This is a genomic window from Thioclava indica, from assembly GCF_000714545.1.
GTDB lineage: Bacteria > Pseudomonadota > Alphaproteobacteria > Rhodobacterales > Rhodobacteraceae > Thioclava > Thioclava indica.
Genome location: NZ_AUNB01000073.1, coordinates 60,231 through 74,413 on the forward strand (window position 1 = coordinate 60,231; position 14,183 = coordinate 74,413).

A 14,183-nucleotide genomic window follows, 5' to 3' on the forward strand; every position below is an offset into this window, starting at 1 on the left:
GAGGCCCCGGGATGCCGGGAGGAACCCAATGAACGCCGTATGACGGCATGGGGAGCGAAAAAATGGACATAGGACGTGTAAACCCGGCGAAACGCCTTGAGGACCAAGGAATCGAAGGTCTGGGAAATGTCTATTACAACCTGCTGGAACCAGCCCTGATCGAAGAAGCGATCAAGCGCAATGAGGGCACGTTGGGCAAAGGCGGCGCATTTTACTGCACCACTGGCGTTCATTCCGGGCGCTCGCCGAAGGATAAATTCGTTGTGCGCACGCCCAGCGTGGAAGACACGATCTGGTGGGAAAACAACCAGCCGATGGAGGCAGAGGCCTTTGATCGCCTCTATGCCGACATGCTAACCCACCTCAAAGGTCGCGACATGTTCGTCGAAGACCTGTACGGCGGCGCCGACCCCGAGCATCGCCTTGACGTGCGTCTTGTCGCCGAACTGGCATGGCACGGGCTGTTCCTGCGCACCATGCTGCGCCGCCCCGAGCGCGCCGAACTGGACAGCTTCGCCCCCGAGTGGACGATCATCAACTGCCCCAGCTTTAAGGCCGATCCCGCGCGCCATGGTTGTCGCTCTGAAACGGTGGTTGCGCTGAACTTCGACAAAAAGGTCATCCTGATCGGCAACACGGCCTACGCAGGCGAGAACAAGAAGGGCGTCTTCACGCTGCTCAACTACATCCTGCCCGGCAAGGACGTGATGGCGATGCATTGCTCGGCCAATCACGCAATTGGCGATCCCGATGACGCCGCCGTATTCTTTGGCCTCTCGGGTACCGGTAAGACGACGCTTTCGGCGGATCCCTCTCGCATCCTGATTGGCGATGACGAACATGGCTGGTCGGAAAAAGGCATCTTCAACTTTGAAGGTGGCTGCTACGCTAAGACGATCAATCTGAGCAAAGAAGCCGAGCCGGAAATCTACGCGACCTGCTCGATGTTCGGTACCGTAGTTGAAAACATGGTGTTTGATCCCGAAACGCTGGAACTCGACTTCGAGGATAACTCGCTGACCGACAACATGCGTTGCGCCTATCCGCTGCACTATATCTCGAACGCGTCGCCGACGTCCCTGGGTGGGCAGCCGAAAAACGTCATCATGCTGACCTGTGATGCTTATGGTGTATTGCCGCCGATCGCGCGTTTGACGCCGGCGCAGGCGATGTATCACTTCCTGTCGGGCTTCACCTCGAAGACACCGGGCACCGAAGTGGGCGTGACCGAGCCGTTGCCGACCTTCTCGACCTGCTTTGGTGCGCCCTTCATGCCGCGCCGCCCCGAGGTTTACGGCAAGCTGCTGCAAGAGAAGATCCACGACACCAACGCGTCGTGCTGGCTGGTCAATACCGGCTGGACTGGCGGCGCATTCGGCACCGGTTCGCGCATGCCGATCCGGGCGACCCGCGCCCTGCTAACGGCGGCGCTGGACGGATCGCTGCATGATGTCGAGTTCCGCAAGGACCCGAATTTCGGCTTTGAGGTTCCCGTCGCGGTGCCTGGCGTGTCCGACGTGCTGCTTGATCCGCGACGCACTTGGGACGATGGCGCGGCCTATGACGCGCAAGCGGCCAAACTGGTGCAGATGTTCGCCGATAACTTCGCGCAATATGTGCCCTTTATCGACGACGACGTGAAAGCCGCCGCAATCGGGTAACCCCGCGGCGCGCGCGAAATGAAAAGGCCGGGCACTGCGCCCGGCCTTTTTTCATGTCAGATCAAGGAAACGCGTTTAGTCAACTTTGACGCCAACACGCTTGGCCTGAAAGATCTTGATTTCCGTACCGGGCTTTACAGCCGTGGCCAGAACCTGACGCCCTTCGATCTCGCCGCCGCAACGCTGGCTTTCAAACGCGCCAACGCCACCGTCGGAATAAATCACCAGCTTGGACGCGGGCAAGAAGCTTTCGATGGCTTCAAAGCTGGGTGCGGGGGCTCCGCAATCGCCGCCAATATAGCTGGCGAGAACCTTGCTTTCGCCGAGCTTGAGTTTTTCAACGCTACCAGCTTGAGCAATGGCGGGCGTTACAAACAATGACAGGGCACAGACACCCCAAGAGATGGCGCGTTTCATGATCTCTCCTAAAATATCGCTGCTCCCTGTTGCGGCATGTGGCGTGCTCACAAGATTTTGTCCAGTTCATGCTGCTATGCAGAAAAAGCATATCTCCGAGATATGAATTGGCTGTATCGGCGCGCGCCCCTACCATGGCTATCTTCAGCCCACACTTCCCTAATGCGTTGATCCGCCTACATTGAACCCACAATGGAGCAAGACCTGATTCATCTGGTCCTTTGGGCCATACTTGCGGGCGTGATCATCTTGATCGCGCTCACGCTGCTGGTTGCGCGGCTCTCGCATCGCCGTCCACGTGGCCCTTTTGCCGCGGCACAAACCCGGATCGCGCCCGAAAGCGGTGTGATTGCGCGCGCTTTGCAATCGCGTCTGGCCAAGGCCCCCAAGGATAAATCGGCAGTGCAACTGCTGGCTGATCCGGTGGATGCGCTTGCGGCACGGCTTGAACTTATTGCCGCCGCCGAGGTCTCGCTCGATCTGCAATATTACATCTGGCAAAATGATACGGCAGGCGCGTTGATGCTGCGGGCGGTGCGCAAGGCGGCGGCGCGGGGCGTGCGCGTGCGGCTGTTGATTGATGACAACGGCACCGCCGGAATGGACCGGACCTTGGCCGCGCTTGACCAGATGCCGGGTATCGACGTGCGGCTGTTCAACCCGTTTCCGATCCGGCGGGCCCGCGTGCTGGGCTATCTGTCGGATTTTCGCCGCCTCAATCGACGGATGCACAATAAGGCGATGGTCGCGGATGGTCGTATCGCGATCTTGGGCGGGCGTAATATCGGCGAAGACTATTTCGACCCGGATTCGGAAACCGGCTTGTATATGGACATGGATGTGGCGGTCGCCGGCCCGATCATTGAAACCATCGGTGAGCAGTTCGACCTGTATTGGAACGCGCAACTGGCAATCCCGGCGGAATTGATGCTGGGCACTTGCCCCGAGACCGAAGCCAAAGCGCTTTTGCAAGACGAGGAGTTGCGCTTGTCTGCCCCCGAGGCCAGCAGATATCGCGACACCCTGCAAACGCGCGAGCGCGCGCATGCGATCCTTGACGCAAAGACAAAGGTGATCTTGGCCGAAGCCCAGTTGATCTATGATCATCCTGCCAAAATTCGCGGCATGCTGCGTGGGCGCAAATTGCTGTGGCAATATCTGATCCGTGCGCTGGGTCAGCCAGCGCAGGAACTGCTGCTGATCACGCCCTATCTTGTGCCAACGCGCAACGGCGTGCGGTTTTTGCGCCGGATTGCGCGCACCGGCGTGACGATCAAGGTGCTTACGAATTCCTACGCTGCAACGGATGTACCGATCGTGCATTCGGGCTATGCACATCGCCGCCGCGCGATGCTGCGCGCCGGGCTTGAGATTTACGAATACGCCCCCGTTGCCGAGGCCGAACACGCGCGCGGCATGCGTCCGGGGCAATTCATGGGCAGCGCGATCAAGGGCACGTCGCCGTTCTCGCGCAACAAGCTGCATGCCAAGGTTTTTGCCGTGGACCGCGCGCGGGTGTTCATCGGCTCGTTCAACCTTGATCCGCGTTCGATGCGGCTCAATACCGAACTCGGCGTGGTGATTTCTGCGCCGGAAATCGCGACGCAAATCTCGGACAGTTTCGCGCAGTTCATCCCCGAACGGGCGTGGCGGGTGCGGCTGAGTCGGGCGCAACAGCTGCGTTGGTCGCGCCCCGGCCAGCCCGAGCTAAAAAGCGAACCCGGCGTGCCCTGGACGCATCGCGTGTTTTTAGCGATTGCGCAGCGGCTGCCGATTGAATGGATGCTGTAGCGATCAGGGTTTGCGCGTGCGTTTGACCTTGCGTGCAATCGCGCGTTTTTTTGATGCTCCGCGCGCCACTTTACGCGGCGGTTTGGTGCCGGGACGACGCCCCTTGCGCTTGCCCGAGGGCATGTTCTGCCCCTCGACCTCTAGCAGTTCCAACATCAGCCCACCGGTGATCGGCACGGCCTCGGCCAAGCGCACGGTGACGCGCAATCCCGGCTTGATCGTCAGCCCGGTTTCCGCGCCCACCAATTCCTGCGCATCGCGGTCGTAATGGAAGAACTCGCGCCCGATTTCGCGGATCGGGATCAGCCCATCGGCCCCTGTCTCATCCAGCCGCACGAACGCGCCAAATTTCTGCACGCCCGCGATCCGGCCCGTAAATTCGCTGCCCACACGCTCGCTTAGGTAAGCGGCGAGGTAACGATCGGTGGTGTCGCGTTCCGCCGCCATCGAGCGCCGTTCGGTATCGGAAATCTGCTTGGCGGTCTCTTCAAGATGCTCGATATCCCACGCGCTCAGCCCGTCCTTGCCCCAGCCATGCCCGGCGATCAGCGCGCGATGCACGATCAGGTCGGAATAGCGCCGGATCGGCGAGGTGAAATGCGCGTAAGAGCGCAGCGCAAGGCCGAAATGCCCGAAATTCTGCGGGTAGTAATAGGCCTGCGTCATCGAGCGCAGCGTGGTCATGTTAAGCAGCTCGTCGAACTCGCTGCCCTCGGATTGGCTGAGCAGATTGTTGAGATGCGCGGTCTTGAGCACCTGCCCCTTGGCCAGCGTAAAGCCCGACGCCTGCGCCACTTCGCGCAGCGCCTCGATCTTTTCAAGGCTGGGTTCTTCGTGCACGCGATACAGCAACGGGCGCTTGAGCCGTTCGAGCTCCTCGGCGGCGGCGACATTGGCCAGCACCATGAATTCCTCGATCAGCTTATGCGCATCAAGACGCTCTTTGAACTGGATCGAGGCGACCTTGCCATCCTCACCGATCACGATCTGACGCTCGGGCAGTTCCAGTTCCAGCGGCTGGCGCTGCGCACGCGCATGCAGCAGGGATTGATAGCAGGCGTAGATCGGCGCGATCACATCCTCGACCAGATCCTCGGTCTTCTCATCAGGGGTGCCATCTTGCGCTGCCTGCACCTGCGCATATTCCAGCGACGCGACCGAGCGGATCATCCCGCGCGTAAATCGGTGGCTGATCTTGCGCCCGAAGGAGTCGATCTTCATTCGCACAGCCAGAACCGCACGATCCACGTTTTCATGCAGCGAGCACAGATCGCCCGACAAGCTATCTGGCAGCATCGGCACCACGCGGTCGGGGAAATAGCTGGAATTGCCGCGCTTACGCGCCTCGCGATCCAGTTCCGATCCCGGCGTGACGTAATGGGCGACATCGGCAATCGCGACCCACAGCAGATGCCCGCCTTCGTTTTTCGGATCATCATCGGGGATCACCAGACAGGCGTCATCGCGGTCGCGCGCATCCGCGGGGTCGATGGTGATAAATGGCAGCTCGGTCAGATCCTCGCGCCCGTCCAGCGTCGCGGGTTTGGCCGCATCGGCCTCGGCCACGACGGCGTCGGGGAAATCATCGGGGATGCCGTGCTGATGGATCGCGATCAGCGAAACGGCACGCGGCGCGCCCGGATCGCCCAGCACCTCGATCACGCGCGCCTTGGGCAGGCCCATGCGCCCACGCGGGCCGGTCTGCTCGGCCTCGACAAGTTCGCCATCCTTGGCACCCAAAGTTGCCGAGGCAGGCACCTGCCATTCGTTCGCCAGCCCCTTGTCGATGGGCATGATCCGCCCGCCTTCCGTGGATTTACGAAACACCCCAAGAATGCGATGGGCCGCCTCGCCGATCTTGCGAATGAGGCGCGCTTGATAGCCATAGCTTTCGCCCTCAACCGGGGTCAGCCGGCCGAGGATGCGATCACCTTGCGCAAGGGCCGGCTCGCCCTGTTTGGACACGAACAACACCGCAGGCGCAGGCCCCTCGCCCGACCATTCCGCAGGCTCGGCCCATTGATCGCCCGAGGCATCCTCGCGCAGCATCCGCAGCACCGTAACGGGTGGCAGACTGTCCGGATCGCGGAACTTGCGGCTGCGCTTTTCGATCAACCCCTCGGCCTGCATTTCGCGCAAGATCCGCTTGAGTTCGATCTTGGCCTGGCCCGACACACCAAAGGCGCGCGCGATATCACGCTTGCCGCTTTGGCCGGGATTGTCGTTCAGCCAATCGAGAATCTCTTGGCGCGATGGGATGGGGGTGGATTTGCTCATGGCTCTGCCTAGCATGGGCTGTTCGGGGCGTCACGCGGGGAAAACGCGAGGTTCGGCGTCAGACACATTGATTTTCAGCCGGAACACAAGGGCTGCTGGATGCGCCCTGCTCGTCACGTCTACCCGAAAAGACCGACACTATATACCGTAAAATGCGCCTACAAGCTGTGCCCGGAAGGCCGCCCAGCGCCATCAAAAGCTGCGCCACGTTGGCGGCGTTGTATTTGCGCAGCAGGCTGGCGCGGTGCAATTCGACCGTGCGGTGCGAGATGTCGAGCTTGCGCGCGATCTCTTTGGATGTGTCGCCCTCGCCCAGAAGCATGATCACCTGACGTTCGCGCGGCGTGAGCGGTTGCACAGGGCGCTGCTCGGACAGATCGGCAAAGCTCCAGACGGCGCGCATCAGGGGACTGTCGGGGGTGAAGGTGCGCCCGCGCACACGGCACCAAAACTGCGCGCCATCCTTGCGCGCCATGATGCGTTCGTCCCAATAGCGGTTCTTTTCGCGCAATTCCTTCACGCCTTTGTCGCGGATCTGCGCAAATTCCTGCTCGGACAGATAAAGCATGGCAAAACTCTGGTCGCGCAGTTCCTCAACCGTGTAGCCGAACATAGCAGCGAAGGTCCGGTTGCAGGCCCGGATCACCCGGTTCTCGGTGATCACCAGACCTATCGGTGCCTCCATAAAGCCGAGCGCCGCAAATTCACCGCGCGCAAAGGCATCGTCGGCGGCGGAAGACTGGGGCTGTTTAGGTATTTCCACGATCTTGCCCGGGCGAACGCCCTCTGCCAACATTTCGCGACCGGAATTGGCCGATGAAAGAATTAGTCGATAACCGGGCACGGCACAACGCACTTGACTGTGTCGACATAGGGAGGAGAAACCATGAAAACTTCGATCCGCCTTCTCGGCGGTGCCTTGGCTGCGGCGCTTTTCGCCGCGCCGGTGCTTGCCGACACAGTTAAGATCGCGCTCATCCACGGCACTTCGGGGTCCAGTCTGGATGCCTATTCAAAGCAGGATGAGACCGGCTTTGAAATGGGTCTCGAATACGCGACCAACAACACGATGGAAGTGAACGGTCACAAGATCGAGCTGATCCACAAAGACACCCAGTTCAAGCCCGATGTCGCGCGTGCCGTGCTGGCCGAGGCTTATGGCGACGATGACGCACTTATCGCGGTCGGCGGCACCTCGTCGGGCGTGACCAAGGCGATGCTGCCAATCGCCAAGCAATACAAGCGGATCCTGCTCGTGGAGCCGGCGGTGGCGGATTCGCTGACGGGCAAAGAGTCCAATCGCTACGTCTTCAAAACCTCGCGAAACTCGTCGCAGGACATGCAGGCGCAGGCGCTTTCGCTGAACCCCGACAAGGATCTTTATGTCGCGACACTGGCGCAGGACTATTCCTTCGGACGCGACGGAATCGCGGCGTTCAAATCGGCGCTGAAAGACACCGGGGCAACGGTTGTCGATGAGGAATACGTCCCGCTCAAAACCACGGACTATACCGCTGCGGCACAGCGCATGTTCGCGGCGCTCAAGGACAAGCCGGGCCGCAAAGTGATCCTGATCTATGTCGCAGGCGGCAGTGATCCGCTCAGCAAGATCGCTGGGATGGATCCGGGCCGCTATGGTATTGAGCTGTCGGCGGGGGGTAACATCCTGCCCGCGATGGTGTCTTACAAGGCGGTCCCGGGTATGCTGGGCGCGACCTATTATTACTACGGCATCCCGAAAAACCCGATCAACGACTGGCTGGTGACAGAGCATGAGAAACGCTTTGGCACGCCGCCCGACTTCTTTACTGCGGGCGGTATGGCAGCAGCGCTGGCGGTCGTGAAGGCGCTCAAAGAGAGCCCCTCGCTCAAGACCGACGACTTGATCAAGACGATGGCGGGGATGAGTTGGGACACGCCCAAAGGCGAGATGACTTTCCGCGCCTCGGATCATCAGGCCATGCAAGACATGTATGCCTTTAAGATCAAGGTCGATCCGAACGTCAAATGGGCCGTGCCCGAACTTGTGCGGGTCATCAAACCCTCCGAGATGGACATCCCCGTCGGGCGCGAAGACAAAAACTGATCTCGCGAAGTAAATATCCCAAGTCTTGGCCGCCTCGCCCATGGGGCGGCCGGCACGAACGGCAGGAGACAACGCGATGCCCCCCTCGTTGGAGACTCGTGATCTGACGATCCGTTTTGGCGGTCATGTCGCGGTGAACGCCGTAAGCTGCGCGTTTCATCCCGGCGAGTTGACCGTGATCGTCGGGCCGAATGGCGCAGGTAAGACGACGTATTTCAATCTGATTTCGGGCCAGTTGCGCGCAAGTTCCGGGCAGGTGCTAAAGGATGGGCGCGACATTGGACGCCTTGCTCCATCGGGCCGTGCGCGGGCGGGCGTCGGGCGCGCCTTTCAACTGACCAATCTTTTCCCCGAGCTGAGCGTGCTGGAAAATATCCGCCTTGCGGTGCAGGCGCGATCCGGCGTCGGGCGGCAGTTCCTGCGCCGCGCCTCTGGCCATCGCGAGCTGATCGAGCAGGCCGAGGGTTATCTCGCGCAAACCCGCCTGACCGAGGTCGCGCATCAGCCCGCCTCGGCCCTGTCACATGGCGACCAGCGCAAGCTTGAGGTCGCGCTTTTGCTGGCGATGGAGCCTGATGTTTTTATGTTCGACGAGCCCACTGCGGGAATGTCGCTTGATCATGCGCCCGACGTGCTGGACCTGATTGCCGAGATCAAGAAAGACCGCAGCCGCACCGTGCTGTTGGTCGAGCACAAGATGGACGTGGTGCGCGCGCTCGCCGACCGGATTATCGTGCTGCATAACGGCACGTTGCTGGCGGATGGCAAGCCAGCCGAGGTCATGGCCTCGGACCTCGTGCGAGAGGTCTATCTCGGCAAGCGGGGGGCGGCATGAACGCGCTTGAACTCAACGGCATCGAAACCCGCATCGGGCGCTACAACGTGCTCCACGAGGTCAGTTTCACAGTCCCCGAGGGCGGTGTTTTTGTCCTGCTCGGGCGCAATGGCGCGGGCAAAACGACGACGCTGCGCACGATCATGGGGTTTTGGACGCCCCATGCCGGATCGGTGCGGTTTCGCGATACGGAAATTAGCGGGCTGCACACCTCGGTCATCGCGCGCAAGGGCGTGGCCTTCGTGCCCGAGGATATGGGCATCTTTCGCGCCCTCACTGTGGCCGAAAACATGACACTCGCCACGGCACGCGGGCAATTCGATAGTGCGCGACTGGACTGGATCTTTGATCTGTTCCCTGCGCTCAAGACATTCTGGAACACCGCTGCGGGTGGGCTTTCGGGCGGGCAAAAGCAGATGCTGGCGGTCGCGCGCGCGATCATCGAGCCACGGGCGCTGATCCTGATCGACGAGCCGACCAAAGGGCTTGCCCCCGCCATCGTCGACGCCATGGCCGAGGCATTCCAGGAAATCGCCCGAGACACCACGATCCTGCTGGTCGAGCAGAATTTCGAATTCGCGCGCGCGCTGGGGCGCGACATGGCGGTGATCGAGGACGGGCGCATCGTGCATACCGGCTCAATCGAGGCCTTCGCCGAGGATACCGAATTGCAGACCCGCCTGCTGAGCCTGTCGGTGTGAGGGAAACAAGGATGACCATGAACCAAACGCTCAATCGCCTCGGCAACGTGAATCTGCTGCCGCTCGTGCTGGCCCTGATCGCGTTCGGGCTGATCGGATCGCCCTCGGTCTGGCTGACGCTGACCATCGCGGGGCTTGCGATGGGGATGATGCTATTCCTGATGGCCTCGGGGCTGAGCCTCGTCTTCGGGCTGATGGATGTGCTGAACTTCGGCCATTCCGCCTTTGCCTCGCTTGGTGCCTTTGTAGCGGCCACGGTGCTGGCCCATATGTCGGGCTGGCTGGGTTCGGAAAGCTGGGTGCTGAACCTTGCGGCCCTGATGCTTGCGATCGGCGTTGCGGTGCTGTTCGGGCTGATTGGGGGCTTCCTGTTTGAGAGGATCATCATCCGCCCGGTCTATCGCGATCACTTGCGCCAGATCCTGATCACCATAGGCGCGCTGATCGTGATCGAGCAGCTGATCTTCGTGATCTGGGGCGGCTCGCCGCTGAACGTGGCGCGCCCGAGGTTCCTGCAGGGCTCATTCGTCTGGGGCAACGTCTCGATCGAGACCTACCGCATTTTCGCCGTGGTCCTTGGCGTGATGGTCTACGCAGCACTCTACCTGCTTCTCAATCGGACCCGCGTGGGCCTTCTGGTGCGCGCAGGTGTCGAGAACCGCGAGATGGTCGAGGCGCTGGGCTTTCGCGTTGGCCGGCTGTTTATCGGGGTCTTTATGCTGGGCTCGGCGCTGGCCGCGATGGGGGGAGCGATGTGGGCGGGATACCAGCAGTTGATCTCGCCAACGCTTGGGGCGCAGATGATGATCGTGGTTTTCATCGTGGTGATTATTGGCGGGCTAGGGTCGATTGAGGGCACGCTTTTGGGGGCGCTGATGGTCGGGCTGATCGACAATTATGTGGGCTTTCTCATGCCCAAGGCGGCGCTGGCATCAAATATGGTGTTGATGATGGTGATCTTGATGTGGCGGCCCAACGGGCTTCGCCCCGCAGTGAAATAGGGGGCGCATATGGCACGGCTTGGCATTGGCGGCTGGAGCGTCCGGCTGATCGTTTTGGGGATTGGCGTCGCCCTTTTATTCGCGCCCTTTCTGTTCCCCGGCGTGCGCGCGATTGAGGTCGCCGCCCGGATCTGCGTTTTCATCGTGCTGGTGGCCAGCTACGATTTGCTGATTGGCTACACCGGTATCGTCAGCTTCGCGCATACGATGTTCTTCGGCCTTGGCGCTTATGGCGTGGGGATCGCCTTGGCGCAGCATGACGCAAGTTGGAGCGCGCTGATCCTTGGGGGCGCGGCGGGTGTTCTCGCGGCGCTGGTCTTGGCGGTTCTAATCGCGCTTTTGTCGCTGCGGGTGAAGGCGATCTTCTTTGCCATGGTCACCCTCGCCGTCGCCTCGGTTGCGCTGGTGTTGGCCTCGCAGCTTTCGAACCTGACGGGGGGCGAGGACGGCGTGACCTATTCAGCGCCCGACCTTTTCAGCCCCGCGACCGCGCTTTTTCATGACGCCACCGGGCGGACCGCGCGATTTTTCGGGGTGCGGATGGATGGCAAAATTGCGGCCTATTATTTCATTTTTGGCGGATCGCTTGTCCTTTATCTGATCTTGCTGCGCGTCACCGTCTCGCCTCTTGGCACGGTACTCAAGGCCATCCGCGAGAACGAGGCGCGCGCCGAGGCACTGGGCTATCGCGTCGTAGCATACCGCACCTTTGTCTTCGGCTTCACTGCGGTGATGGCGGCACTGGCGGGCGTGCTCTATGCGACATGGCTGCAATATACCGGCCCCGACACGACCCTGAGCTTTGAAATCATGGTCGACATCCTGCTGATGGTGGTGATCGGTGGCATGGGGACGATGTGGGGGGCAGTCATCGGGGCCGCGGCGCTTGTCATGGCGCAATACTACCTGCGTGACTTGATGCAGGCGGCATCCGATGCGCTGGCTGGCCTACCGCTTCTGCCTGACCTGCTGAACCCCGACCGCTGGCTCTTGTGGCTGGGAATCGTGTTCATTCTGCTCGTCTATTTCTTTCCCGCTGGAATTGCGGGCACCCTTGCTGGCCGGGAGACACGCAAATGACCCCCGGATCCCGCTTTATCGCGATCCCCGATCATGAAATCCATATCACCGAGTGGGGCGCCCCGGACGCTCCAGCGCTAGTGCTTTGGCACGGTCTTGCCCGCACCGGGCGCGACTTCGACGAACTCGCGGCGGGGCTGTCAGAGCACTGGCGCGTGATTTGTCCGGATACGATCGGGCGCGGGTTCTCAAGTTGGGCGCGCAATCCTGATGCTGACTATTGTCTTGACGCCTATGCAGGTCAGGCGCTGGCGCTGCTTGATGCGCTCGGGATTGAGCAGACCGCTTGGCTGGACACCTCGATGGGCGGGATTATTGGCATGCGTATCGCCTCGGGGCCGCAAGCGCCGCGCCTTAAGTCGCTGATCGTCAACGATATTGGGCCGGAACTGCCGCAACCTGCAATCGACCGCATCCTCGCCTATACCGGCACCCCGCCGGTCTTTGCGACGGTGGCCGAGGCTGAGGCGCGGCTGCGGCAGGTTTACCTTCCTTTCGGTCCAGCCGAGGATGTTTTCTGGCAGCGCATGGCCGAAACCTCTGTTCGTCGTCGGGACGATGGCAGTCTGACACTGCACTATGATCCGCGCATTGTACGTCAGTTCGAGGTTCATCCCGAGGATTTCTTCACCTGGGATCAATACGAGACAATCGCCACGCCGATGCATCTGTTTCGCGGCGCGCAATCCGATCTTTTGACGCAAGACATTGCCGCTAGGATGCAGACCTACGGGCCGAAGCCCGGCCTCACCTTGTTCGACGATTGTGGTCATGCCCCAAGCCTCAGCCAGCCGAGGGCAATCGCCACCGTGAAGCAGGTTCTTTGCGATCTGGCGGGCTAGGTCGACGCACCTCACAGGTGCGGGGTGCATTGCATTGGAAAAGCGGGCCGGGCTTAGGCCCCGCCCCGCTTAGGAACGTCCGCCTTAGTAGCTGTATTCCTCGTAGATCCGGCTGAGATCGCCATTCCATTCGCCGTGGTATTTCTCCAGCAACTCATCGGCAGGGACGCGACCGGTTTCCACCGATTCCTCAAGCGCGTTGAGGAAATGGGTCTCATCCGAAATCATGCCACCTGCGCCGGGACGTGCTCGCGCCGCCAAGCCCGATTTCGCAATCGCCACGGTTTCACGCGCCAGATCGTGCAGATTAACACCGCCAAACTCGCCTTGCAGCGCATCGACAGCCGCCACCTTGCGCAGGCCCTCGCGGGTTTCGTGATCCCAGTCTTTCACCAAGTCCCAAGCCGCATCGAGCGCGCTTTGATCATACAGCAGCCCGACCCAGAATGCGGGCAGCGCACATAGACGCCGCCACGGCCCACCATCGGCCCCACGCATCTCGATATATTTCTTGGTGCGCGCCTCGGGGAAGACGGTGGTGAGGTGATCGGCCCAATCGCTGAGCGTGGGTTTTTCCCCCGGCAGTGCAGGCAATTCGCCCTTCAGGAAATCGCGGAAGGATTGCCCCAAAGCGTTGATATACTTGCCATTACGGTAGACAAAATACATCGGCACATCGAGAACATACTCGACATAGGCGTCATAACCCGCGCTCTCTTCGAACATGAAAGGCAACATGCCGGTGCGTGCATCATCAAGGTTTTGCCAAATATGGCTGCGCCAGGATTTCATGCCATTGGGCTTGCCATCCAAGAAGGGAGAATTGGCAAACAGCGCCGTCGCAACAGGCTGCAACGCCAGCGCCACGCGCATTTTTTTCACCATATCGGCTTCAGATGAGAAATCGAGATTCACCTGAACCGTGCAGGTGCGATACATCATCTGCTTACCCAGTGTGCCCACGTCATCCATGTAATCCGTCATCAACCGATAGCGCCCCTTGGGCATCATCGGCATCTGGTCCTGGCTCCAGATCGGGGCGGCGCCCAAGCCGATAAACCGCGCACCGATCTTATCCGCGACCTCTTGCACTTCGCGCAGATGCTCGTTCACCTCGTCACAGGTTTGGTGGATCGTCTCAAGCGGACCACCCGAAAGCTCCAACTGGCCACCGGGTTCAAGGCTGACATTGGCGCCATCGCGCTCTAGCCCGATGATGTTGCCCTGCTCAAGCACGGGCGCCCAGCCAAAGCCGTCGCGCAACCCTTCCAGCATCGCTTGGATCGAGCACGGGCCCTCGTAAGGCAGCGGCAGTTGTTTATTGGCGCAATAGCCAAACTTCTCGTGCTCGGTGCCGATGCGCCAATCATCGCGCGGCTTCTCGCCCGAGGCCAGATATTCGGCCAGCTGCTCGTATCTTTCGATCGGGCCGCCGCCCTCTTGCGGAATGGACATGAAAGCCTCGCGGTTAAATTCAGGAGGGAACAGGTGG

At 60.9% G+C, this 14,183-nt stretch carries 12 protein-coding genes; 8 read left to right on the forward strand and 4 right to left on the reverse strand.

The features are described 5' to 3' along the window. Window positions 1–62: 62 nt before the first annotated feature. On the forward strand, window positions 63–1,661 hold the full coding sequence (locus tag DT23_RS16340; RefSeq protein WP_038133122.1) for a phosphoenolpyruvate carboxykinase: 1,599 nt from the start codon (window positions 63–65) through the stop codon (window positions 1,659–1,661). A gap of 75 nt (window positions 1,662–1,736) precedes the next feature. Here the strand turns inward: DT23_RS16340 and DT23_RS16345 are convergent, their stop codons facing one another. Then, the gene (locus tag DT23_RS16345; protein ID WP_038132974.1) at window positions 1,737–2,078 is read right to left on the reverse strand and encodes a hypothetical protein; all 342 of its coding nucleotides are present in this window, start codon (window positions 2,076–2,078) and stop codon (window positions 1,737–1,739) included. Window positions 2,079–2,270: 192 nt separating this feature from the next. On the opposite strand from DT23_RS16345, the gene DT23_RS16350 reads away from it, so the two are divergent. Then, window positions 2,271–3,869: a phospholipase D-like domain-containing protein gene (locus DT23_RS16350; protein ID WP_051697378.1), complete on the forward strand. Its 1,599-nt coding sequence runs from the start codon at window positions 2,271–2,273 to the stop codon at window positions 3,867–3,869. A 3-nt stretch (window positions 3,870–3,872) separates the two neighbouring features. Here the strand turns inward: DT23_RS16350 and rnr are convergent, their stop codons facing one another. Together rnr and DT23_RS16360 are read right to left on the reverse strand one after the other, a co-directional pair. Next, window positions 3,873–6,146 carry a ribonuclease R gene (gene rnr / locus DT23_RS16355; RefSeq protein ID WP_038132976.1) on the reverse strand — a complete coding sequence of 758 codons (2,274 nt, stop codon included), beginning with the start codon at window positions 6,144–6,146 and terminating at the stop codon, window positions 3,873–3,875. Window positions 6,147–6,204: 58 nt separating this feature from the next. Next, window positions 6,205–6,909 (reverse strand): LuxR C-terminal-related transcriptional regulator, encoded by a 705-nt coding sequence (locus DT23_RS16360; protein ID WP_338064228.1) that lies wholly within the window; start codon window positions 6,907–6,909, stop codon window positions 6,205–6,207. Between the two features lie 123 nt (window positions 6,910–7,032). On the opposite strand from DT23_RS16360, the gene DT23_RS16365 reads away from it, so the two are divergent. From DT23_RS16365 to DT23_RS16390, 6 genes are all read left to right on the forward strand, one after another. Continuing rightward, entirely contained in the window at window positions 7,033–8,232 is a 1,200-nt protein-coding gene (locus DT23_RS16365) for a substrate-binding domain-containing protein (protein ID WP_038132979.1), read from the forward strand. 76 nt (window positions 8,233–8,308) lie between these two features. After that, window positions 8,309–9,067, forward strand: a complete 759-nt coding sequence (locus DT23_RS16370) for an ABC transporter ATP-binding protein (protein WP_038132980.1) — start codon at window positions 8,309–8,311, stop codon at window positions 9,065–9,067. Beyond that, a complete protein-coding gene (locus DT23_RS16375) occupies window positions 9,064–9,768 on the forward strand; it encodes an ABC transporter ATP-binding protein (protein WP_038132981.1) in 705 nt (234 codons plus the stop codon). Before DT23_RS16370 ends, DT23_RS16375 begins: the two co-directional genes overlap by 4 nt. An 11-nt stretch (window positions 9,769–9,779) precedes the next feature. After that, window positions 9,780–10,769: a branched-chain amino acid ABC transporter permease gene (locus DT23_RS16380; RefSeq protein ID WP_038132984.1), complete on the forward strand. Its 990-nt coding sequence runs from the start codon at window positions 9,780–9,782 to the stop codon at window positions 10,767–10,769. Between the two features lie 9 nt (window positions 10,770–10,778). Next, window positions 10,779–11,849 carry a branched-chain amino acid ABC transporter permease gene (locus tag DT23_RS16385; protein WP_038132985.1) on the forward strand — a complete coding sequence of 357 codons (1,071 nt, stop codon included), beginning with the start codon at window positions 10,779–10,781 and terminating at the stop codon, window positions 11,847–11,849. Beyond that, window positions 11,846–12,691 (forward strand): alpha/beta fold hydrolase, encoded by an 846-nt coding sequence (locus DT23_RS16390; RefSeq protein WP_038132987.1) that lies wholly within the window; start codon window positions 11,846–11,848, stop codon window positions 12,689–12,691. Before DT23_RS16385 ends, DT23_RS16390 begins: the two co-directional genes overlap by 4 nt. 84 nt (window positions 12,692–12,775) lie before the next feature. Here DT23_RS16390 and DT23_RS16395 read toward each other — a convergent pair whose 3' ends face one another. Beyond that, complete coding sequence (locus DT23_RS16395; RefSeq protein WP_038132989.1) at window positions 12,776–14,146, reverse strand: glutamate--cysteine ligase; 1,371 nt, start codon at window positions 14,144–14,146, stop codon at window positions 12,776–12,778. Window positions 14,147–14,183: the final 37 nt, after the last annotated feature.

What these genes read in the sequence shown, in the direction of transcription:
- DT23_RS16340 (WP_038133122.1), top strand. Translation starts at nt 63, where the DNA reads ATGGACATAGGACGTGTAAACCCGGCGAAACGCCTTGAGGACCAAGGA.
- DT23_RS16390 (WP_038132987.1), top strand. Translation starts at nt 11,846, where the DNA reads ATGACCCCCGGATCCCGCTTTATCGCGATCCCCGATCATGAAATCCAT.
- DT23_RS16345 (WP_038132974.1), bottom strand. Translation starts at nt 2,078, where the DNA reads ATGAAACGCGCCATCTCTTGGGGTGTCTGTGCCCTGTCATTGTTTGTA.
- DT23_RS16375 (WP_038132981.1), top strand. Translation starts at nt 9,064, where the DNA reads ATGAACGCGCTTGAACTCAACGGCATCGAAACCCGCATCGGGCGCTAC.
- DT23_RS16380 (WP_038132984.1), top strand. Translation starts at nt 9,780, where the DNA reads ATGACCATGAACCAAACGCTCAATCGCCTCGGCAACGTGAATCTGCTG.
- DT23_RS16370 (WP_038132980.1), top strand. Translation starts at nt 8,309, where the DNA reads ATGCCCCCCTCGTTGGAGACTCGTGATCTGACGATCCGTTTTGGCGGT.
- DT23_RS16350 (WP_051697378.1), top strand. Translation starts at nt 2,271, where the DNA reads ATGGAGCAAGACCTGATTCATCTGGTCCTTTGGGCCATACTTGCGGGC.
- rnr (WP_038132976.1), bottom strand. Translation starts at nt 6,146, where the DNA reads ATGAGCAAATCCACCCCCATCCCATCGCGCCAAGAGATTCTCGATTGG.
- DT23_RS16385 (WP_038132985.1), top strand. Translation starts at nt 10,779, where the DNA reads ATGGCACGGCTTGGCATTGGCGGCTGGAGCGTCCGGCTGATCGTTTTG.
- DT23_RS16395 (WP_038132989.1), bottom strand. Translation starts at nt 14,146, where the DNA reads ATGTCCATTCCGCAAGAGGGCGGCGGCCCGATCGAAAGATACGAGCAG.
- DT23_RS16365 (WP_038132979.1), top strand. Translation starts at nt 7,033, where the DNA reads ATGAAAACTTCGATCCGCCTTCTCGGCGGTGCCTTGGCTGCGGCGCTT.